This window comes from Curtobacterium sp. NPDC090223, from assembly GCF_044746585.1.
In the GTDB taxonomy this organism is placed as follows: domain Bacteria; phylum Actinomycetota; class Actinomycetes; order Actinomycetales; family Microbacteriaceae; genus Curtobacterium.
Map to the genome: position 1 here is coordinate 451,431 of NZ_JBIVCN010000005.1, position 21,635 is coordinate 473,065.

General features: G+C 72.1%; 18 protein-coding genes. 10 read left to right on the forward strand and 8 right to left on the reverse strand.

Annotated features, from left to right (window positions below; translation table 11 throughout):
* The first annotated feature begins 37 nt into the window (after positions 1 to 37).
* Positions 38 to 682: a GntR family transcriptional regulator gene (locus tag ACIPJY_RS14780; RefSeq protein WP_400460984.1), complete on the forward strand. Its 645-nt coding sequence runs from the start codon at positions 38 to 40 to the stop codon at positions 680 to 682.
* 13 nt (positions 683 to 695) lie between these two features.
* Here ACIPJY_RS14780 and ACIPJY_RS14785 read toward each other — a convergent pair whose 3' ends face one another.
* Genes ACIPJY_RS14785 through ACIPJY_RS14795 form a run of 3 tightly spaced genes read right to left on the reverse strand, consistent with a single transcriptional unit; the run spans position 696 to position 3,641 of the window.
* Positions 696 to 1,367 (reverse strand): response regulator, encoded by a 672-nt coding sequence (locus ACIPJY_RS14785; protein ID WP_400460982.1) that lies wholly within the window; start codon positions 1,365 to 1,367, stop codon positions 696 to 698.
* Entirely contained in the window at positions 1,364 to 2,668 is a 1,305-nt protein-coding gene (locus ACIPJY_RS14790; RefSeq protein ID WP_400460980.1) for a sensor histidine kinase, read from the reverse strand. The genes ACIPJY_RS14785 and ACIPJY_RS14790 overlap by 4 nt, the downstream gene beginning before the upstream one ends.
* A complete protein-coding gene (locus tag ACIPJY_RS14795) occupies positions 2,655 to 3,641 on the reverse strand; it encodes a type II CAAX prenyl endopeptidase Rce1 family protein (protein WP_400460978.1) in 987 nt (328 codons plus the stop codon). Before ACIPJY_RS14795 ends, ACIPJY_RS14790 begins: the two co-directional genes overlap by 14 nt.
* A gap of 174 nt (positions 3,642 to 3,815) precedes the next feature.
* On the opposite strand from ACIPJY_RS14795, the gene ACIPJY_RS14800 reads away from it, so the two are divergent.
* Positions 3,816 to 4,340 carry a hypothetical protein gene (locus ACIPJY_RS14800; RefSeq protein WP_400460976.1) on the forward strand — a complete coding sequence of 175 codons (525 nt, stop codon included), beginning with the start codon at positions 3,816 to 3,818 and terminating at the stop codon, positions 4,338 to 4,340.
* Positions 4,337 to 4,594, forward strand: coding sequence for a hypothetical protein (locus ACIPJY_RS14805; protein ID WP_400460974.1), 258 nt, complete (start codon positions 4,337 to 4,339; stop codon positions 4,592 to 4,594). The genes ACIPJY_RS14800 and ACIPJY_RS14805 overlap by 4 nt, the downstream gene beginning before the upstream one ends.
* Before the next feature lie 86 nt (positions 4,595 to 4,680).
* On the opposite strand, the gene ACIPJY_RS14810 is transcribed toward ACIPJY_RS14805, so the two are convergent.
* Both ACIPJY_RS14810 and ACIPJY_RS14815 read right to left on the reverse strand, forming a co-directional pair.
* Positions 4,681 to 5,679 carry a carboxypeptidase-like regulatory domain-containing protein gene (locus ACIPJY_RS14810; RefSeq protein WP_400460972.1) on the reverse strand — a complete coding sequence of 333 codons (999 nt, stop codon included), beginning with the start codon at positions 5,677 to 5,679 and terminating at the stop codon, positions 4,681 to 4,683.
* Between the two features lie 97 nt (positions 5,680 to 5,776).
* The gene (locus ACIPJY_RS14815) at positions 5,777 to 6,352 is read right to left on the reverse strand and encodes a TetR family transcriptional regulator (protein WP_400460970.1); all 576 of its coding nucleotides are present in this window, start codon (positions 6,350 to 6,352) and stop codon (positions 5,777 to 5,779) included.
* A gap of 134 nt (positions 6,353 to 6,486) precedes the next feature.
* Between ACIPJY_RS14815 and ACIPJY_RS14820 the strand changes: the two genes are divergently transcribed.
* Complete coding sequence (locus ACIPJY_RS14820; RefSeq protein ID WP_400460968.1) at positions 6,487 to 8,064, forward strand: phospholipase D family protein; 1,578 nt, start codon at positions 6,487 to 6,489, stop codon at positions 8,062 to 8,064.
* Positions 8,065 to 8,086: 22 nt separating this feature from the next.
* On the opposite strand, the gene ACIPJY_RS14825 is transcribed toward ACIPJY_RS14820, so the two are convergent.
* The 3 genes from ACIPJY_RS14825 to ACIPJY_RS14835 form a co-directional block, all read right to left on the reverse strand.
* On the reverse strand, positions 8,087 to 9,058 hold the full coding sequence (locus ACIPJY_RS14825) for a GlxA family transcriptional regulator (RefSeq protein ID WP_400460967.1): 972 nt from the start codon (positions 9,056 to 9,058) through the stop codon (positions 8,087 to 8,089).
* Complete coding sequence (locus ACIPJY_RS14830) at positions 9,048 to 10,220, reverse strand: MFS transporter (protein ID WP_400460965.1); 1,173 nt, start codon at positions 10,218 to 10,220, stop codon at positions 9,048 to 9,050. The genes ACIPJY_RS14825 and ACIPJY_RS14830 overlap by 11 nt, the downstream gene beginning before the upstream one ends.
* Before the next feature lie 88 nt (positions 10,221 to 10,308).
* Positions 10,309 to 11,859, reverse strand: a complete 1,551-nt coding sequence (locus tag ACIPJY_RS14835; RefSeq protein WP_400460964.1) for an MFS transporter — start codon at positions 11,857 to 11,859, stop codon at positions 10,309 to 10,311.
* 223 nt (positions 11,860 to 12,082) lie between these two features.
* Here ACIPJY_RS14835 and ACIPJY_RS14840 point away from each other — a divergent pair, with 223 nt between their 5' ends.
* From ACIPJY_RS14840 to ACIPJY_RS14865, 6 genes are all read left to right on the forward strand, one after another.
* Positions 12,083 to 14,560 (forward strand): polysaccharide lyase 8 family protein, encoded by a 2,478-nt coding sequence (locus ACIPJY_RS14840; protein WP_400460963.1) that lies wholly within the window; start codon positions 12,083 to 12,085, stop codon positions 14,558 to 14,560.
* A 117-nt stretch (positions 14,561 to 14,677) separates the two neighbouring features.
* Complete coding sequence (locus ACIPJY_RS14845) at positions 14,678 to 15,739, forward strand: LacI family DNA-binding transcriptional regulator (protein WP_400460962.1); 1,062 nt, start codon at positions 14,678 to 14,680, stop codon at positions 15,737 to 15,739.
* Positions 15,740 to 15,794: 55 nt separating this feature from the next.
* Positions 15,795 to 17,453 (forward strand): FAD-dependent oxidoreductase, encoded by a 1,659-nt coding sequence (locus tag ACIPJY_RS14850; protein ID WP_400460961.1) that lies wholly within the window; start codon positions 15,795 to 15,797, stop codon positions 17,451 to 17,453.
* A 32-nt stretch (positions 17,454 to 17,485) separates the two neighbouring features.
* Positions 17,486 to 19,627 carry a hydantoinase/oxoprolinase family protein gene (locus ACIPJY_RS14855; RefSeq protein ID WP_400460960.1) on the forward strand — a complete coding sequence of 714 codons (2,142 nt, stop codon included), beginning with the start codon at positions 17,486 to 17,488 and terminating at the stop codon, positions 19,625 to 19,627.
* Positions 19,624 to 20,268 (forward strand): hypothetical protein, encoded by a 645-nt coding sequence (locus ACIPJY_RS14860; RefSeq protein ID WP_400460958.1) that lies wholly within the window; start codon positions 19,624 to 19,626, stop codon positions 20,266 to 20,268. The genes ACIPJY_RS14855 and ACIPJY_RS14860 overlap by 4 nt, the downstream gene beginning before the upstream one ends.
* A 3-nt stretch (positions 20,269 to 20,271) precedes the next feature.
* Positions 20,272 to 21,564, forward strand: a complete 1,293-nt coding sequence (locus ACIPJY_RS14865; protein ID WP_132048314.1) for a transporter — start codon at positions 20,272 to 20,274, stop codon at positions 21,562 to 21,564.
* Positions 21,565 to 21,635: the final 71 nt, after the last annotated feature.

The window sequence follows — 21,635 nt, forward strand, 5'->3', positions numbered from 1 at the left end:
TGGAGGACCCGCGACGATGCCGTGTCAGGATCGGGGCATGACCCGAACCGTCGGCGGCGCCGAGTCCACCGCATCGCGACTCCGTTCGATGATCGCTTCGGGCGACTTCCTGCCGGGAGCGCAGCTGTCCGAGGAACGGTTGAGCGACCAGCTCGGGGTCTCGCGGAACACCCTGCGCGAGGCCTTCCGGCTGCTCGTGCGCGACCGCCTCGTGGAGCACGTGTTCAACCGCGGGGTGTTCGTGCGGCGACTGAGCTCGTCGGACGTCGTCGACCTGTACGCGGCGCGGCGGGTGCTCGAGGAGGCCGCGGTCCGGGCGTGCACGCCGTCGTCCACGGCGCTCGCGGACGCGGCTGCAGCGGTCACCGCCGCACGCGATGCCGCTGCCGCCGGGGACTGGCGAGCGGTCGGCACCGCGGACATCGCCTTCCACTCGGCGCTGGTGCGGGCGGTCCCGAGCGAGCGGATCTGGGGGCTCATGGACGGGCTGCTCGCCGAGATGCGGTTGGCGTTCCTCACGACCGAGGACCCGGCAGCGTTCCACGCGCAGTTCGTGGACCGGAACGAGGCGATCGTCGCCGCGCTGCGCGCCGGTGACGCCGCGACCGCGTCCGCCCTGCTCGCCGACTACCTCGACGACGCGGAGCGGACGCTGCGGTCCGCGGCCGCGAGCACCGACTGACCGACCGTCCGGGTCACGCCTGGTCGGGCACCGTCACGATGCGGTTCTGGTAGGCCCACACCACCGCCTGCAGCCGGGACCGCACCCCGAGCTTCGGGAGCATCCGCGCCAGGTGCGACTTCACGGTGGAGACCTCGAGCACGAGTTCGGCGGCGATGTCCTCGTTCGACATCCCCTGTGCCAGCAGCAGCAGGACCTCGCGTTCCCGGGCGGTCAGGACGCCGTCGGCGCGGTCCCCCGCGACGGGTCGCAGGCTCCGTCGGGACACGAACTCGCGGAGCACCCGGCGCGTGAGGGCCTGGTCGAGGGTGCCGTTGCCCGCGGCGACCTGCCGTACGGCATCGACGATGGTGTCCGGGTCGGCGTCCTTCAGCAGGAACCCGGACGCGCCGGCCTCGAGCGCCCCGAACACGTAGTCGTCCAGGTCGAAGGTGGTCAGCATCAGCACCGGGACCGCCGGGTCCGCGTCCGGTCCGCACAGGATCCGGGCGAGCTCGATGCCGTTCCGCACCGGCATCCGGATGTCCAGGCAGGCGACGTCGGGTCGGATGGCGCGCGCGAGTGCGAGCGCCTCGCCGCCGTCGGCGGCGACGCCGACGACCTCGATGTCGGGCTCCGCGTCGAGGAGCGCCGTGACCCCGGCGCGGACGAGGGGCTGGTCGTCAGCGACCAGGACGCGGATCACGAGACCACCTCGGCACCGTCGGTCGCCCCGTCGGGTGCGGGAGGGGCCTCCCGTCCGAGCGTCAGCGTCACCAGCCATCCGCCGGTGGCGGTGGGACCGGCCTGGAGGCTCGCCCCGACCAGTTCTGCCCGCTCGCGCATCCCCCGCAGGCCGTTGCCGCCCGCTGGTGAACTGCCGACTGCCGGGACGACGGCCGGTGCGTTCTCCACCCGGATCAGGACCCGGGACGGGTCGCGGTCGTCGACGACGACGGTGCAGGCGGCGGACGGGGCGTGCATGGCCGCGTTGGCCAGGGCCTCCTGGACGGTCCGGTACGCCGCGAGCTGGGCGAGCGGGCCGATGCCCTCGGCCAGTGGGCGGGCCCCCGGGAGGACGTCGATCCGCACCTCGCTGCGGTACCGGGCGCGCTCGACCAGGTCCACGATGCCCGCGACGGTCTCCACCGCCTGTTCGGCCGGGGTGTCGTCCCGGAGCAGCCCGACCAGGCGACGCAGGTCGTCGAGCACGGCGGTGCTCTGCTCGCGGACCTGACGCACCCCCTCGTGCGCTCGTTCCGGTTCGGTGTCGATCTGCCGGTCGATGACGGCCGACATCAGCGCGATGCCGGACAGGTGGTGGGCCGCGATGTCGTGGAGCTCGCGCGCCATCGCCGCACGCTCCCGGGACACGGCGGCGTCCACCAGGGCGTCCTGTTCGCGGCCGACGGCGGTCGCCTCGGCCGCGCGGGCGGTGCGCACTTCGCGGCGGGAGCGGACGAGCAGGGTGACCAGGAGCGGGAGCCCGACGGCCCCGACCGCCTGCAGGACCCCCTGCCCCGCTGACGTCGAGATGCCCTGCACGGGGTTCGACCGACCGGCCCCGCTCGCGACGAAGAACAGGATCGACTGCCCGACGACGACCAGGAGCGCCGCGCCGATCAGCGTCGCCCAGAGCCGGGCGACGGGCACGCGGAGGGACACCAGGACGACGGCGACGACGACGGGCAGGGCGGTCAGCCCGAAGAGGGCGAAGGCCTGCGGGGCGAGCACGGCGACCGGTACCGGCAGCGCTGCGACCGTCAGGAGCGTCGTACGTGGAGCCCGACGGGCGGCGAGCAGGGCGGCCGACTGGGCGAGCAGCCCGACGGCGAGGACGGACCACGGGATGCCGAGCGGTGCCGGGACCAGGGTGCCGAGGCCGGCGCCGTCGGGGTCGGCGGCGTCGAGCGGGGGCAGACCGAGGAGCAGGCCGATGGCGACGACGGCGGTGCCGACGGCGACGAGGACGTCGAGACGTCGCTCGCGCGGCTCAGCGGGTGCCATCGTCCGATCCTACGAGGACGCTGCGCTCGGCGGGCAGGCCGGCGCGGGCGGCGCGGGCGCTCCGTCGGACCACGGCGACGTCGTGGCCGAGACGACCACGGGTCACCACGATCAGCACGCCCGCAGCGACCGTGGACAGGATCGCGAGCCCGGTCATCATGGTGCCCGCGGTCATCCCCGGGTACATGTCCGCCCAGAACGTCGTGATCGTGTTGTTCACGCCGACGTGCAGCAGCAGCGCGACCGGCAGGCTCTGGCCGGTCTTGTTGAACACCCAGGTCATGACGACGTTGAAGGTGATCGTGAAGGCCGCGAAGACGAGCGGCTCGCTCCAGTGCGCATCCGGCCAGCCGCCCCAGTCACTGAGGTACAGCGGCATGTGCCACAGCGCCCAGACCGGACCGAGGACCGCGGCGGAACCGAGCGCGCCGAACCGGTCCTGCAGGCGGGGCAGGGCGAAGTCGCGCCAGCCGGGCTCCTCGGACAGTCCGGTCGTGAACAGCTGCACGACCAGCCCGGGCACGACGGCCGCGAAGGCCAGGGCCGACGGCACACGGACGTCCCCGTCGGCGAACGGCAGCCCGGAGAGGACGATCAGCGCGGGCACCACGACCAGCGCCAGGGCGTACCAGTACCAGGCGACGCGCCAGCGCCAGAGCCTGCCGACCCAGCGGCGCAGGCCCGGGCGGCCGTCGGCGATCGCGGTCACCAGGAACGCGCTCCCGAGCGGACCGACGAGCGCTCCGGGCAGGACCCCGGTGAACTGGGCGCTCCCGAGGAACTCCGGGAAGTGGAGGTCCCACACACCGAGGCCGTGCGGGGAGAGGACGTACGGGATCCAGGCCAGCCAGCTCAGGCCGAGCGCGAGGGTGAAGAACGACTCGAGCGGATGCCGGGAGATCACGCCGCGGGCGCCTCCCACGGGTCGCGGTGCGGTGCCGGCAGTGGGCCGGACTTCGGTGGTGTTCGTCATGTCCTCGACGCTAGGGAGCGCCCGACGGCGGCACGACCGACGGAAGGAGGCACCTGGCGGAGTTGCATCGAAAGACGCAGACCCGCGCTCCACACGACGAGGAGTTGTGTATGTCAAACATCACCGGCAGTATCGGAGCATTCCGGCGAGGGGCGCCGGCTGTGGGAGGCAACGATGAAGACACTGCGCATGAACGAGAAGTGCACGACCGCGGTGGTCGCGGCGCTGACCGCGGGGTTGTGTGCCTCGCTGCTCGGCGCGACGCCGGCTTCGGCAGCGACCAACTCCGACCTCGAGACGTATCTCTCCGTGGACAACGCGAACATGCAAGCCGCCGACCTCGAGCGAGGTCTCGGCCTCATCGACCAGATCCCGGAGCACGTACTGTTGTCTGGAGACAATGCGCTTCGAGCATGGCTCGGAGAAACTCATCCAGAACTCCTCCGAGGGACGCAAGCGGACATCGTCGGATGTGCCGGAGCGATTGCGTGGCTCATCGCCTCGACCGCAATCCCAGTGGCAAAGATCCTCAAGATCAAGAGACTGATCGACACGCTCGGTGGCGTCACGAAAGCAGTGCGGATCTTCTGGGGCGCGTCGTTCAGCTGGGAGAAGATCAACGCGCTGGGCGGGGCGGCAGCAGCGCTCGGCGCTGAACTCATCGGCATCACCGCTGTCAAGCAGAAGTGCTTCTCGTGAAGCGCCGGAAGCCGGTGATCATCCTCATCTGTGGCGTGTGCGCCACGACGGCCGCCTTTCTCTTCACCGAGCCCGCTTTCGCCGGAATGGTCCTCATGGCCACGCTCTTCTACGCCGCCTTCTCGAAGCCGATCATCGGCAGCACGCAGGTGCCGGTCAACGCCAGGATCACCGTCGATGAGGTTCGGCACTATCGCGAGCAGCATCCCGGGTCCACCATCAGCGAGGCGGCGGCGGCCGTCGCCCGACGATGACTGTGAAGGAGAACACCGGCATCGTCGGTTCGACGTGGGGCGCTGTCCGCGGCTTGCGAGCCGCTGGCCGCGTCAGACTCCCGAGGTCAGGCGCGCGCCGCGGGCACGGCACCACCCCAACCTGACCAGTACGGGTACGCGACCCGCACTGGGAGCGCCGACGCCCGGTCGGTGACGTACGCGATCCTGCCGTCGGCCGACCGCGCCAGCCACAGGTGCTGCGCGGCACTCGTCGACGTCGCGGTCGTCACGAGCTCGATCAGGTACTGCCCCGTCGGCACGACGAACTGCGCCGACTGCTCCGAGTCGAGCAAGGTCGAGAACCGTGACGACGCCGTCGCCCCCGTCGACGTGTTCGTCACGGTCACCGTGGCGCCGCGCAACCGCGGGTCCGGCGCACGATCGGCCGAGTTCGCGAACACCTCCAGGTCGTAGGTGCTGTGCACGTAGTGCGTCGACAGGGTCACCTCCGACGCCGACGCCGCACCCCGCTGCTGCACGACGAGCGTCTTCCAGTGCGCCGGTTCCGCGTCACGCGAGTCGTAGGCGGAGATCGTGTACTGCCCCGACCCGAGTCCGACGAACTCGTAGCGCCCGGCAGCGTCGGACGTCGTCTGGAACACCTGCCACGTGTCGGTCTGGTTCGCCGCGGTCACGGTCTTCCCGGCGAGCGCCCCCGCCGGCCCCACGATGGCACCGCGCACGGTGGCGCCGACGCTCAGCCCGAGCGTGGAGCTCGTCGTCGCACCGGTGACGACGGCGACGCCGGTCCGCCGGGCGGGTGCCGGTGTGGCGGCCCCTTGCGACGGGATCGTCCTGGTGGTGACCGTCACGGTCTGCGGGCTGGTGATGCCCCCGAGCACGACCCGCCCGTGCGCGTCGGTCAGCCCGTCGGCGTCGATGCCCCGGATCCCGAGCGCGGCGACCTCCACGCCGGCGAGGCCGACCGGCACCCCGTCGGCATCCGTGAGCTGCACGGAGACCGAACCGACGGCAGCCGGAGCGGCGATCGCAGTCGTCGGCGTCAGCAGGCCGACGGCGAGCGCGGCGGCCACCAGGCCGCTCGCAGTGAGCAGTCGCTTCATCGCAGGTCCCCGATCCCGGGCGGGCACGGCGCCTGCCACGTGCGATGAACTGTGCACCCTCGGCGGTCGCTCTGCACGCCGTCCGCGCGAGACGGATTCAGCCGCGCAGGAGTGACCCGACCGCGTCCACCACGATCTGCCGACGCCGGGCCGGCACGACTGCCTGCACCAGGGTGTCGAACTCCGGGGTCGTGGCGTCCCAGAAACCGGCGAGGTGGACGACCAGACCGAGGAGCACCGCCGGACGGTGGGAGCGCGGGAGCACGCCCGCCCGCTGCGCGTGCTCGACGGCGGCGACCGCCTCGGCGTTGCTGCTGACGATCGCCTCGAGCGGGTTGCCCTGCTGACGCTCGAGCCGGTACCAGGTCGCCAGGCGCGGCACCCACGGGCGACGGGCGTAGGAGTCGAAGAGGCGCCCGGCGTACCCCGGCAGGTCGTCGGTGTCGATCGGCACCTCGGTCAGCGTCTCGGTGACCGTCTGCGTGATGAGCGCGTCGAACAGTCCCTCCTTGCTGCCGAAGTAGTGGAAGATCTGCGCCTTGTTGCTCGACGACGCCGCGGCGATGCGTTCGATCCGGGCGCCGGTGAGCCCGACCGCTGTGAACTCGTCACGCGCGGCGAGCAGGAGCTTCGCACGCATGGCGTCGGCAGCGGGGGGCGTGAAGCTGGCCATGTGCACAACGGTATCGACCCGCCGGTCGCGGTGGGCGCTCCGGTCGCGACCAGGACGCGGACTGGAGGCCCGGTGCCAGCTGGCACCGGGCCTCCAGTCCGCCTCGTCCCGCGTTGAGGGCCTAGTGTTCGAACGTGCGCACCGAACCACGTCACTGGTTCCTCGCCCGGGACGAACGCGGCAACCTCGCCACCGACGTCCACGCCGGCGGGGGCGACGCGCTGCCGTGGTCCGAGGGCAACATGGTCCGGCCGCTGGTGCACGGCGCCCCGTACTTCGAACGCATCCATGCCGAGCTGGCCGCGCTGGCACCCGGCGACCGCGTGTGGTTCACGGACTGGCGCGGCGACGCCGACGAGCGCCTGCTGCCCGACGGCCCGACGATCGGCGACCTGCTCGCCGAGCGGGCCCGAGCCGGCGTCGAGGTCCGCGGGCTCATCTGGCGGTCGCACGGCGAGCGGGTGTCCGCGTCGCTCAGTGCCCTGGCGAACGAGCTGCTCGGCCGGAAGATCAACGACGCCGGCGGCGAGGTGCTGCTCGACCAGCGGGTCCGCGTGTTCGGGTCGCACCACCAGAAGTTCTTCGTCATCCAGCACCGCGACGACCCGTCCCGTGACGTGGCGTTCGTCGGCGGGATCGACCTGTGCCACAGCCGACGGGACGACGCCGCGCACCAGGGCGACCCGCAGCCCGTGTCGATCGACGCCCGGTACGGCCGGCGACCGTCGTGGCACGATGCGTCCATGGAGCTCCGTGGGCCGGTGGTCGCGGACGTCCTGGCGGTCTTCGCCGAACGGTGGGACGACCCGACCCCGCTCGACCGGAGCCTGCCGTACCGGATGCTGCTGCAGCGCCTCACCCGGATGCCCCGCCGACCCGAACCGCTGCCGGAGCGGACTCCCCCACCGCCGCCGGCCGGCGAGCACGCCGTGCAGCTGTTGCGGACGTACGGGGTGAAGCGGCCGCCGTTCCCGTTCGCTCCCGAGGGCGAGCGGAGCATCGCGCGCGCCTACGGCAAGGCGTTCCGCACCGCGGAGTCGCTCATCTACATCGAGGACCAGTACCTCTGGTCGAAGGAGATCGCGACCGGCATCGCCGAGGCCCTCGAGCGGAACCCGCAGCTGCGGGTGATCGTGCTCGTGCCGCGGTACCCGAACTCCGACGGCGTGCTCGGTGGACCGCCGGCGCGGCTCGGGCAGATCGAGGCGATGCGCACACTCCGCCGGACCGCCGCGGACCGGGTCGGCGTCTTCGACCTGGAGCACGAGTCCGGCAGGCCGATCTACATCCACGCGAAGGTGTGCGTCGTCGACGACCAGTGGTTCACCATCGGGTCGGACAACTTCAACCGCCGGTCGTGGACGTCCGACAGCGAACTGACCTGCGCCGTCGTCGACACCGCGTCCGGCGACGAGTCGGCGGCGCGGGACCTGCGGCTCGAGCTCTGGGCCGAGCACCTGGCGACGACGCCCGACGACGAGCGGCTCCGGGGATCGAGCGCGGAGCTCCTGGCGCTGTGGCGATCGACGGCGCGCGCACTCGACCACTGGCAGGAGGACGGGCAGCCAGGACCCCGACCGCCCGGTCGCATCCGGCAGCACGAGCCGGAGTCGGTCTCCGCGTTCCAGCGGCTGTGGGCGCGGCCCGCGGCAGCGCTCGCGGTCGACCCGGACGGGCGGCCGCGGTCCCTGCGCGGGACGACGCGGTTCTGACGGTGGTGTCCCCCGAGACCGGTCACTCCTGGAACGTCGCACGGTAGGCGGTCGGCGACGTCCCGATGATCGCGCCGAAGTGCCGGCGCAGGTTCGTGTCGGAGCGCAGGCCCGTCGCCTCGGCGATCTGGGTGACGCTGAGGTCGGTCCGCTCGAGGAGCTCGCGCGCGTGGTCGATGCGGGCACGGAGCACCCACTGCATCGGGGTGATCCCGGTGTCCGCGGTGAAGCGCCGCGAGAACGTCCGGGGCGAGACCGTCGCCCGGCGCGCGAGCGTCGTCAGGGTCAGGTCGTCCTGCAGGTGGTCGAGCGCCCAGGCCCGCGTGGCCGCGAAGACGTCGCCGAGCGGTTCCGGGATGCTCCGCGGGACGTACTGCGCCTGGCCGCCGCTCCGGTACGGGGCGCTGACGAGCCGTCGTGCGACGTGGTTCGCGAGCGCGACACCGTGGTCCTGCCGGATGAGGTGCAGGCAGAGGTCGAGCCCGCTCGCCGCACCGGCGCTCGTGAGCACCGCGTCCGCGTCGACGAAGAGCACGTTCTCGTCCACCTCGACCGCCGGGTACCGGTCCTGCAGGACGTGCGTGTAGTGCCAGTGCGTCGTCGCGCGACGCCCGTCGAGCAACCCGGCGGCGGCGAGGGTGAACGCGCCGGTCGAGATGGCGGCGATCCGGGCACCGCGCTCGTGTGCGGTACGCAGTGCGGCGATCACGGCGGCGGGCGTCGTCGTGTCGGCGGGGTTCCGGTACCCGGGCACGAGCACCGTGTCCGCCCAGGTGAGGGTCTCGAGGTCGTGCGCCACGGCGTAGGCGAGCCCGTTCCACCCGTCCACGGTGCCTGCTCGTTCCCCGCAGACCCGGACCTCGTAGGGCATGCTCGGTCGCTTCGCGAAGACGTGCGCCGCGATCCCGACGTCGAGCGCCTTCGCTCCGTCCAGGACGAGCACGGCCACGCGGTGGTCGCGGACGGTGTTCACGGTGGCGAACCTAGCGCGCATCGAGCACCTGTCGGGACCGCGACGCGACGACGGTCGCCACGACGAGCACGACCAGGACGACGCCGGCCGACGCGGCGTACACCGCACGGTACGGGTCCGGCAGGGTCCCGAGTCCCGCGATGAGGAGCCCGGCCAGCACCGCGCCGACGCGGCGGGTGTTCGTGAACAGGCCGGACGCCAGCCCGGGACTCGGGAAGACGTCCTGGAAGACGGTCAGGCCGACGCCGGCGACGGTGGCGAAGAACCAGGCGTTCAGGGGCTGCAGGGCCAGCAGCTGCCACGGCTCGTGGACGAGCATCGCGAGCCCGTAGTACGCGACGCCGCACGCCCATCCCACAGCGAGCAGCGTCCGCGCCGGCACCCGCCCGTGCAGGCGGCCCATGACCAGCAGCGCGGGGATCTCCACCAGCGCGGCGGCCCCGAGCACGATCCCCGCCCAGACGATCGGTGCGCCGAGGTCCCGGGCGACGAACAGGGTCGCGACGGTGACGGTCGCGATGTTCGTGGCCTGCAGCAGCGTGAAGGCCGTCACCACCGACCACCGGGACCAGCCGCGCAACTGCGTCAGCAGGCTCGGACGAGCAGCGACGTCGGGACGGCGCACCGGGCCGCGTCGGCGCAGCAGGAGCAGGGCGGTGACGACGTTGACCACGCTGATCCCGGCGAGCAGCAGCAGCGCGGCAGGGGTCCCGGCGGCGCCCGTGCCGAGGGTCGCCAGCGGCGGGCCGACCACCCACGCGAACGACACGACGGCACGCGTGCGGATGACCCGTGCCGGCGGAGCGCCCTCGTGCCGCAGCTGTGCGAACAGCAGGGTCGAGCCGACTCCGGGCGGCCCGCCGAGGACGACGAGCGCGATCACCACGACCGGGAGCGACGTCGTCAGGGCGAGGACCGCGACCAGGCCGGCCCCGGCGAGCGCGCAGAGCAGCAGCGGTCGAAGGTAGTCGCCCGTCCGGTCGGCCAGCGTCGGGATCAGCAGCGAGGCGACGAACCCGCCGACGTTGTAGCAGCCGAGCACCCACCCGACCTCGGACGGCGTCGCCCCGGTGAGCGTGACGAGCAGCACGGCGAGGAGCGGGTTGAGGACGGCGAACTGGAGCGCCCAGAACCACGCTGCGGCGGGCCAGAGCAGCCGGCCCGGTGCACGGTGTTGTTCCATGCGGCCAACCCAACCGCGCCCGGCGACGGGGTACCAGCAGCAGCGGAGACGGCGGTCGTACAGATCGCGCCAACCGGGGCGGGCCCGCTCACACCGACGCCTGGGTCCCCCGCACCTTCCCGACCACCACGTCGACGATCCCCGCGAGCAGCGCCGCAGCGACGAAGCCGAGCGCGACCCCGAGCCCGAGCGGCAGCCCCTCGGCGTAGTCGCCACGAGAGCTCGCCAGCGCCGAGTAGAACACGCTCCCGACCGCCGCGATGCCGATCGCCGACCCCACTCGCGCGCCGACCTGGATGAGTCCGCCCGCCGATCCGCCCTGCTCGACCGGGACCTCGGACAGGGTCAGGGTCTGGTTCGGGGAGATGGTCAGCCCGGAGCCGATGCCGGCCACCAGCAGCGGCGCCACGAGCCACCAGCCGAGGTCCGATCGGAAGTGGTTCGCGACGACCCAGACGACGCCGCCGAGTCCGATGAGCACGAGGACCGTGCCGACGACGATGAGCTGCCGTCCGAAGCGGTGCACGACCCGCCCGCCGATCGTGGACGCGATCCCGGACCCGATCGCGAACGGGACCGAGGCCAACCCCGCCAGCAGCGCGGAGTAGTGCAGACCGGACTGCAGCGCGAGCGTCAGGACGAAGAACAGCGGGGTGAACCCGGCGAAGTACAGCGTCGCGAGACCGACTCCGAGCGAGAACGACCGGCGCCGGAACAGCCCGAGGTCGATCACGGGCTCCTTGGTCCGCTGGTACCGCCGCTCCCACAGCACGAAGCACGCGCCCAGCACGACGGCGACCACGACGAGCCACCACTTCGCGGTGCCCTCCCACTCCTGGGACTGCACGAACGGCAGCAGCAGGGCGACCACCGCCGCACCGAGCAGCGCGATGCCCACCGGGTCGAAGTCGTGCTTCTTCCCGCGTTCGGCCCGGGCGGCCGCGGGCAGGAAGCGGAACGCCAGCAGGATGGTGACGAGCCCGACGGGCAGGTTCACGAAGAAGACGAACCGCCACCCGTTCTCCGTCCCGAAGGCGGTGATGAGCAGGCCGCCGACGAGCGGGCCGATCGCGGTGGCGATGCCGACGGTCGCCCCGAACAACCCGAACGCGGTGCCGCGCTCCTTGCCCCGGAACAGCTGCTGGATGAGCGCGGTGACCTGCGGGGTGAGCAGACCGCCGGCGAGGCCCTGCACGAGCCGGGCGATCACCAGCACGAGGCCGTTCGGCGCGAACCCGCAGAGGGCGCTCGCGATCGTGAACAGCCCGACGCCGATGACGAACATGCGACGTCGACCGGAGGCGTCTCCGAGCCGTCCGCCGGGGACGAGCAGCAGGCCGAAGCACAGCGCGTAGCCGGAGAGGATCCACTGGACGGCCTCGGGCGATGCGCCAGGGAGTCCGCTCGAGATCGACTGGAGCGCGACGTTGACGATCGACACGTCGAGGAGCACGATCCCGCCGCCGAGCAGGCACACGACGAGTGCCTTCCAGCGGTTCGGGTCCGGCTGGTCGCCGGCGTCCTCCGGAGCGTGGTCCGCCTCCGGTGGCGCGTCGGTGCGAGCCACGTGGTGTGCGGAGTGGTGCTCGACGGCGGGGTCCGCGTCGGGCTCGGCGGGCTTGCGGTGTTCGGCTGCCATGACGCTGCCACGGTAGGCTCCCCCGCCTGTCCGGTCGGGGTACAGGCCCACCGCAGGACCGGCAGCGACGTCGCCCCGCCATCGGTGGCTGCGATCGGCGCAGGTCATCTTGATGAGCAGCAGTAATAGGTATGAGCACCTTGACCGGGGCGTACCGAGGCGTTGATCATCGGGGTCGTGACGGGCAACGCCGCCCGCCACGCAACGATCCCCGGAGGACGCAATGCCTGCACGACCCACTTCGTTCGGTCTCTCCCGCCGGTCCCTGATCGTGGGTGCATCGGCCGTCGCCGCACTCGCGACCGCCGACACCGTCGCACGGCCGTGGCGTGCCACGGCCGCAGTTCCCACGGACTTCGATCGGTTCCGCTCGCAGTGGCTGGGCACGCTGATCGCGGACTACGACACGTCCGACCCGGTCCTCGTCGCCTACGTGCAGGACACGGCCGCCGCCGCGAACGAGTTCTGGCGCGGCACGACCCCGCTGGACACCTCGGCGACGCGGACGACGCTCTGGTCCGACCTCGCGAGCCCCACCACCTCGTCGACGGTGACCAGCAGCGCGAACCGGCTCCGGCAGCTCGCGCTGGCGCTGCGGTCCCCCGGCTCGAGCCTGTCCGGGAACAGCGCGCTGCGTGCCGATCTCGTGTCGGCGCTCGACTGGTTCCTCGCGCACAAGTACGACGCGACGTCGTACTACGACAACTGGTGGGACTGGCAGATCGGGACGCCGCTCGCCCTGAACGACTTCGTGGTGCTGATGCACGACGACCTGTCCGCTGCGCAGATCAGCACGGCGATGGCCGCGATCAAGCACTACGAACCCGACCCGAAGGTCACCGGAGGCGCGACCTCGACGGGTGCGAACCGCAACTGGGCCTGTGCGGTGACGATGCTGCGCGGCGCGATCAGCGGCGACCAGGCGGTCATCGACGGCGCACGAGCGGACCTCGAGACGATCTTCCCGTACGCGACGTCGGGTGACGGCATGTACACGGACGGTGGGTTCGTGCAGCACGTCACGTACGCGTACACCGCGGGGTACGGACTGTCGCTCCTGCAGGTCCTCAGCTCGGTGATGGTCGCCTCGCTCGGCACCCCGTGGGCGTTCTCGACCGCACAGGTCGCCGAGGTGTTCGACTGGACGCAGGACGACTTCGCGCCGTGGGTCTACGGCGGCGGCTTCATGGACATGAACCACGGTCGCGGGATCTCCCGGTTCTACGAGACCGACCGCCGGCAGGGCAGGCTCGTGCTCGGCGTCCTGCTCCAGCTCGCTGCCGTGTTCCCCACGACCGGAGCACAGCAGCTCCGGTCCCAGGTCAAGGGGTGGCTCACCGCCTACGACTCGTACACGTTCGCCGGCAGCACCCCGGGGGAACGGCAGCCGGGGTTCTTCACGTACGACCCGGTCCCGATCCAGCAGGTCCTGCTCACGTCGGTGGTCCTCGGCCGCGCGCTGATGGCCGACACGGGTGTGCCGGTGGGCGAGGAGTCGACCAGGACCGTCGTCGCGACCTCGATGGCACGCGCGGTGCACCGCCGACCGGGGTTCGCGATGGGGTTCGCGATGGAGACCACCGCGATCAAGCCGTACGAGTGCGCCAACGGTGAGAACCGGATGGGCTGGTACCAGGGTGAGGGCGCCGTCTACCTGTACCTGCCGAACCAGCTCGGGCACTGGGCGAACGAGTGGTGGCCCACCGCGGACAAGACCCGCATCCCCGGGACGACCGTCGTGCAGAAGACCCCGACGATCGGCGTCGGCGTCCGCTCCACCGTCGCGAACACCTGGGCCGGCGGCGCGGTGCTCGACGGCGACGCGGCGGTCGGGATGGGCCTGTCGTTCACGACCCAGCCGCTCCGCGCACGGAAGTCGTGGTTCTGCATCGGCGACGCGGTCGTCTGCCTCGGCGCCGGGATCACGAGCACCGACGGCAACGTGGTCCAGACGATCGTCGAGCAGCGCAACGTCGGACCGAACGGCCGTACGGCACCGATCATCGACGGCACGACCTTCGACACCGTCCGGAGCACCCCGACGGCGTTCACGCCGAAGTGGGCGTACATCCCGAGCACCTGCGGCTACCTCTTCCCACAGGGCGGCACCACGGTGCAGGTCGTGCGCGAGGACCGCACCGGCAAGTGGACGGACATGGACGACCGCGGCACGTACGAGGACGAGACGTCGTACTCGCGGCGGTTCATCGGGTTCTGGATCGACCACGGCACGGACCCCACGAACGCCGAGTACGCCTACATCCAGCTGCCCGGCGCGACCCAGGCACAGGTCGCCGGGGCGGCCGCGACGTCGGCGGACGTGACCATCGTCGCGAACACCGCCGACGTCCAGGCCGTGACGCGGAGGACCGGCGCGACGACGGGCACCGACCACGTCACGATGGCGAACTTCTGGAAGGCCACCACCCCGCCGGCCGCGGCGGGCATCCAGGTCGACCAGCGCGCCTCGGTCGTCCTCAGCAGGCAGGGCGACCAGCTCGCCGTCGCCGTCAGTGACCCGACCCAGCGCGTCACCGGCGAGGTCGTCGTCACGGTCGACAGCGCCGTGCTCGAGCGCGACCCGGTGGATCCGGGCGACACCGAGGTCCGCGTGGTCGCGACGAGCCCGCGACTGCAGGTCGCCGTGCCCGTGGGCGGCGCGGCGGGACGGTCGTTCGTGGCCAGGTTCCGCACCGCGTGAGCGACGGCGAATCGTATTTTCACGATGTTTCGCTGCTCATACGTATGAACACTCGATATCGCGTACGGTCATCCGTATTACCTCACCGACGAGGTCGACAGCCCCGGAGCAGACCCCATGCCAGCACCCCACGCACGCGTCACGCAGCGCATGATCGCCGACATCGCCGGCGTGAGTCAGTCGACGGTGTCGCTCGTGCTCAACGGCAAGGCGGACGAGACCCGACGGATCCCGCCGGCGACACGGGACCGTGTGCTGGACGTCATCCGTGAGACCACCTACGTCGCCAACCCGGTCGCGCGGAGCCTCGTCGGCGCGACGAACGACCTCATCGGCGTCTTCACGTACGAGCCGGCGTTCCCGAACCGCTCGTCGGACTTCTACACGCCGCTGCTCACCGGCATCGAGAGCGCCGCGGAGCACGTCCGGGCCGACCTGCTCGTCTTCACGAGCACGCCCGTCGTGAACGGCAGGCGGCGGCTGTTCCACGAGTCGAACCGCCTGCGGCTCGCGGACGGCTGCATCCTGCTCGGCCGCGAGATGGACGCCGACGAGCTCGAGCGACTGCTGGACACCGAATACCCGTTCGTGGCCATCGGCCGTCGTGACGCGGCCGACGGTCGGGTGCCCTACATCGGGGTGGACTACGCCTCCGCGACACAGGAGCTCGTCCAGCGCGCACTCGATCTCGGCCACACCCGGTTCGGTCTGCTGCGCCTGCCACTCGGCGCCGAGTCGTCCCGCGACCGCCACACCGGCATCGTCGCCGCCCTCACCGGTGCCGGCCTCGACACGGCGGACGCACTGGTGGAGACCACGGTGACCGACCACCGGACGGTGGCCGATGCGTGGGAGGCGATCCGGGCCTCCAGTCCGACCGTCGTCCTCGTCGAGGACCCGGACGACGGCGAAGCGCTGCTCGACCTGCTCGTCGCCACCGACCACGACGTGCCGCACGACCTCTCCGTGATCGTGCTCGGCGAGCACACCCGTCACCGCGACCGCGGGACCGACGTCACGCGGCTCAGTGCGCCGCGCACCGAACTCGGCGCTCGCGCCGTCGCCGCGCTCACCGAGCGCATCGCCGCCGTCCAACGCGGTGCCGTGCCGCCTCCCGTGCAGGAGCTGCTCGCCTGCACGCTCGTCGACGGGACCACGCTCGGCCCGCCGGCGCGCTGACCGGCCCGACCCCGACCGCCCGTTCCCGTCCCCTTCCGTCAGGAGTCGCTCCACCATGCCCGGAACCACCCCCATCCCGACCGCCGACCCCGCCATCACGACCGACGTCGTCATCGTCGGCGGCGGACTGGGCGGCGTCGCCGCCGCGCTCGCGGTCTGCCGCGCAGGCCGACGCGCCGTGCTCACCGAGGAGACGGACTGGCTCGGCGGACAGCTGACCAGCCAGGCCGTACCGCCGGACGAGCACCCCTGGGTCGAGCAGTTCGGCGTCACCCGGAGCTACCGGGCCCTGCGCGACGGCATCCGCGACCACTACCGCCGCGCGTACCCGCTCCGGGCCGAGGCGGCCGCGCTCCCCGACCTGAACCCCGGCGCCGGCCGGGTGAGCAAGCTCTGCCACGAGCCCCGCGTCGCCCTCGCGGTGATCGAGGAGATGCTCCAGCCCCACCGCACCGCCGGGCTCCTGACGGTCATGCTCGACCACCGTCCGGTCGCCGCGACGGCTGACGGGGACCGGGTCACGGGCGTCACGGTCGAGCGCGCCGACGGCCGCAGGACCGAGCTCCACGGCGCGTTCGTGCTCGACGCGACCGAGACCGGCGAGGTCCTGCCGCTCGCCGGGGTCGAGCACGTCGTCGGCGCCGAGTCGCGCGACGAGCACGGCGAGCCGCACGCACCGGAGGTCGCGGACCCGGCGAACCAGCAGGGCATCACGTTCTGCTTCGCCGTGTCGCACCACGAGGGCGAGGACCACACGATCGAGCGCCCCGAGATGTACGACTTCTGGCGCGCGTACCAGCCGGACTTCTGGCCGGCGCCGCTCATCGGCTTCCTCGCGCCCGATCCCCGCACGCTCGAGGCACACCCCCGGACGTTCGAACCGAACCCGGACACCGACCCCCTCGCCGTCAGCGCCGACCAGAGCGCCGACGCCGGTGACAAGGAGCTCTGGGGCTTCCGGCGGATCGTCGCACGGAAGCTGTTCGCCGACGGGGCGTTCGAGTCGGACATCTGCCTGGTGAACTGGCCGCTCAACGACTACTGGCTCAAGCCGGTGATCGGGACCTCCGGCGACGCCGACGCGGACGCGGAGACGACCCGGCAGGCACTGCACGAAGCACGGCAGCTCTCGCGCTCGGTCCTGTACTGGTTGCAGACCGAGGCGCCCCGGCCGGACGGAGGATCGGGCTTCCCCGGTCTCCGACTGCGTGGTGACGTCACCGGCAGCGATGACGGACTCGCGAAGGCCGCGTACATCCGCGAGTCCCGCCGGATCCGCGCGGTGACGACGATCGTCGAGCAGGACGTCTCCGCCGAGGTCGTCGGCGTGACCGGCAGGACGCGCTACCGCGACTCGGTGGGCGTCGGCAGCTACCGCCTGGACCTGCACCCCTCGACCGGTGGCGACAACTACGTCGACATCGCGAGCGTCCCGTTCGAGATCCCGCTCGGCGCCCTGGTCCCCCGACGCGTCACGAACCTGCTGCCGGCGGGCAAGGACATCGGCACCACCCACATCACCAACGGCTGCTACCGACTGCACCCCGTCGAGTGGAACGTCGGCGAGGTCGCCGGCGCACTCGCCGCGCACTGCATCGCGACCGGCTCCACCCCGCAGGCCGTCCAGGCCGAGGACTCCCGCTTCGCCGCCTTCGCCGCCGGTCTCGACCGCGACGGTGTCGAACGGCACTGGCCCGCGGTCCAGGGCTACTGACGCTCCCACCCCACCCGAAAGGTCACAACGACGTGAAACCCAACGCACTGCGCATCGGCATCGACGTCGGTGGCACGTTCACCGACGCGGTCGCCATCGACGCCGCCACCCTCCAGCTCATCGGGCAGGCCAAGGTCCCGACCAGCCACGACCACCCCGACGGCGTCGCGCACGGCATCGTCGAGGCGCTCCACCAGTTGCTCGAGCGGATCGGCCGCTCCGCCGAGGACGTCGTGTTCCTGGCGCACGGCACCACTCAGGCGACGAACGCCCTGCTCGAGGGCGACGTCGAACCCGTCGGGCTCATCGGGGTCGGGACCGGCCCGGCCGGTTTCTTCGCCAAGCGGCTCCGCCGGCTCGCGAAGATCGAGATCGCCGACGGCAAGAAGCTGCCCGTCGCGTACGAACACGTCCCTCGCGCCGACGACGACCGGCACGTCGACGGTGTCCTCGACCGCTTCGAACAGGCCGGGATCCGCTCCCTCGTCGTCACCGAGCCGTTCTCCGTCGACGACCCGATCGGCGAACAACGCATCACCGAACGGGCGCGCGCCCGCGGGTTCCTGGTGACCGCGACCCACGACATCAGCTCGCTCTACGGTCTGAGCAAGCGGACGCGGACCGCCGTGCTCAACGCGGTCATCCTGCCGCGCATGTTCGCCACCGCGGACCTGGTGCAGTCGAGCATCGACGCAGCCGGGATCACCGCGCCGCTGATGGTCATGCGGTGCGACGGCGGCGTGATGTCGCTCGACGAGATGCGTCGGCGCCCGCTGCTCACGGTGCTGTCCGGCCCCGCGGCCGGTGTCGCTGGAGCGCTCATGCAGGAGAAGCTCTCCGACGGCGTCTTCCTGGAGACCGGCGGGACCTCGACGGACATCTCGGTCATCCGCCGCGGCAAGGTCGCGGTGCAGTACACCGAGTTCGGCGGCAGCTCGACCTACCTGTCAGCGCTCGACGTCCGCACCGTCGGTGTCGGTGGCGGTTCCATGGTCCGCATCCGGACAGGAGGCCCGGCGCAGGTCACGCACGTCGGCCCGCGCAGCGCGCACATCGCGGGACTCCCGTACGCGTGCTTCGCGACGCTCGCCGACCTGGACGGCGCCACGCTGTCCACGGTCGCCCCCGTCGACGGCGACCCCGCCGACCACGCCGTGGTCGACGCGGCCGGTGGCCGCTTCGCGATCACGATGACGTGCGCGGCCAACGCCCTCGGCCTGGTGCCGGACTCCGACTACGCGCACGCCGACCGGGCGGTCGCACGTGCCGCCCTGGCGCCGCTCGCGAACGCGCTCGGCACGGACGTCGACGGTGCCGCACGCGCCGTCCTCGACGCCGGGGTCGCCCCGGTCCGCGCGGTCGTCGAACGCATGGTCGAGGACTACCGGATCCCCGAGGAGACCGTGCAGCTCGTCGGCGGCGGGGGTGGTGCCGCTTCGGTGACGCCCCACGCCGGGGAACGCTCGGGCAAGCCCTGGCGGATCGCCGACCACAGCGAGGTGATCAGCCCGATCGGCGTCGCGCTCGCACTCATCCGCGAGCAGGTCGAGCGGGTGATCCCCGGCGCCACCGACGAGCAGATCCTGGCGGTCCGCCGCGAGGCCGAACAGGCGGTGATCAGCCAGGGTGCCGCTCCGGCCGAGGTGTCCGTCGACGTCACCGTCGACCCGCAGTCGAACACCGTCCGTGCCGTCGCCACGGGGGCGACCGAGCTCCGCACGCAGGACCGCACGGCGCGACTCACCGAGGACGACCTCCGTGCCGTCGCCGCCGGCAGCCTCGGCGTCGACGCGCGGGCACTGACCGTCCTCGCGTCGACCGACAGCCACGTCGTGTTCGGCGCCCCGGAGGAACGTCGGTTCCTCCGGAAGCCGAAGCACCCCGTCCGGGTCCTCGACCGCGACGGCGTCATCCGCTTCGCGTCGGGCGATGCCCGGGTGGACCAGACCACGGCGGGCGCCGGTGCCGAGGCCATCCCCCGGCTCATCAGTGAGCACACCTCCTACGGTGACGGCGGGTCCCGCGCGCCGGCGCTCCAGCTGCTCGTCGGGCCGCGCATCGCCGACCTCTCCGGGGTGCTCGACGAGTCGCAGCTCGTGTCGCTCGCGCGGACCGAGGTCGAGTCGCGCGACCGGGCAGAGTCGCTCGTCGCCGTGCTCGAGGTCCGGTCGTGACCGTCGTGGTCGCGGCCGCGGCGCTGCGCGCGCTCGCGGAGGTGCCCGACGCCGAGCTCGGGGCGCGCCTGCTCCGTGGCGTGCCGACGAACGAGTCCCGCAGCGACGAGGAACTGCTGCGGCACGCTGCCAGGGCGACGGCGTTCGGCACCGAGCTGGCCGGTTCGACGCCGTGCGGTTCGACGGCCGGTTCGCTGGCCGGCTCGACGCCGGCGATCGTGGAGCACGACGGCGGGCTCCACGCCGCGCTGCTCGCGCAGTACGACTCCAGGCATCACCGGATCGACCTGTTCACCGACACGATCGCGTTCTGCGAGCAGCTCGTCGACGACCTCGGGTGGCGACACCTGTTCCCCGTCGGCTCAGTGCGCGCCGCCGCCGTCGAGCACGAACGGGCGCACCACCTCGTCACGGCCGACCGCTCCCGAGGCCTCCGTGCGGCGCTCGACCACGAGGTGTTCCGCCTCGGCCGGTTCCGTCGGCTGGCGTACATCGCCGGCGCGGACGAGGTGGCCGCGCACGCGTTCGCCACCAGGAGCCTCGGACTCACCCGGTCCCCGCTCCTCCTCACCCGAGCGGCGACGGCCGCGATCCGGACGCGCAACGATGCGCGGGCCGCTTCGAACCCGAAGGAGAACTGACCAATGGGCATCGCAATCATCGTCATCATGGCGATCGGGGTCGCCCTGATCCTCACCGGCAAACTCCCCACGGCATTCGCCCTCGTGCTGCTCGCGGTGGCGATCGCCCTCGCCGGGGGCGCCTCGTTCGTCGGCGCGGAGAACAGCGTCCTGACCACGGTGGTCCAGAACGGCGCGATCACCCTGGCGTCCACGATGGTGGCCATCCTGCTCGGCTCCTGGCTCGGCTCGCTGATGCGGGACACCGCGATCGCCTCGACCCTGGTCCGCAAGACCGTGGAGTTCGGCGGCGACCGGCCCGTCGTGATCGCGCTCGGTGTGCTGGTGATCTCGGCCCTGTGCGGCGCCGTCACCGGCTCGGCCCCCGCGGCACTGCTCGCCGGCGTCATCGGCATCCCCGCCATGATCGCCGTCGGTGTCCCGAAGGTCACCGCTGCCGGGACGATCCTGATGGGCATCGGTGCCGGGGTGCCGTTCGAGCTGCCGGTCTGGCAGTTCTTCTCGACCGCGCTGCACCTCCCCATCCCGCAGGTGCGCTCGTTCATGATCCTGCTGTTCCCGTTCGCCGCCGCGGCCGCGGTCGCCTACGTCATCGTCGAGACCCGGCGACGGGGGACGGTGCACGCCTGGTCCCTCGCGGCCCCGGCAGACGGCTCCCGCGTCACCACGAGCCGGCGTCGGCGCCTCGGCGATGCGCCGTGGTTCGCGCTGCTGACCCCGCTCGTCCCGATCGTCCTGGCCCTCGTGCTGCAGGTGCCGATCATCCCGTCGCTCCTGGCCGGCGTGCTGTTCGCCGTCGTGACGACGACCCGGCCCGGCCTCTGGGGAACCACCATGCTGCGCTCGCTCTACGACGGGTTCAAGGTCGCCGCCCCGCCGATCACGCTGTTCATCGCGATCGGCATGCTCCTCGCCGCCGTCGGGCTGCCGGGATCGGTCGCCGCGCTCCGACCGATCGTCGAGGCCGTCGCCCCGACGAACATCTGGCTCTACGTCATCGTGTTCTCGGTACTCGTCCCACTGTGCCTGTACCGCGGGCCGCTCAACATCTTCGGACTCGGGGCGGGGATCGCCGGTGCGATGACCGCGATCGGCTTCTACTCGCCGATGGCCGTCCTCGGGCTGATGACCTCGTACAACCAGGTGTTCGGCGTCGCCGACCCCACGAGCACCCAGACCGTGTGGGCGTCCCAGTACGCGGGGGTCTCGCCGCAGGCCGTGATGGTCCGGGTGCTGCCGTACGTCTGGGTCGTGGCGATCGCGGGCATCGTCCTGTCGGCGGTCAAGTACCTCTGACGACGGGCACGCGAAGTGCCCCGGCCCCGCGCACTCGCTGTGCCGACGACGTGCCCGCGGGCGGCCGATCC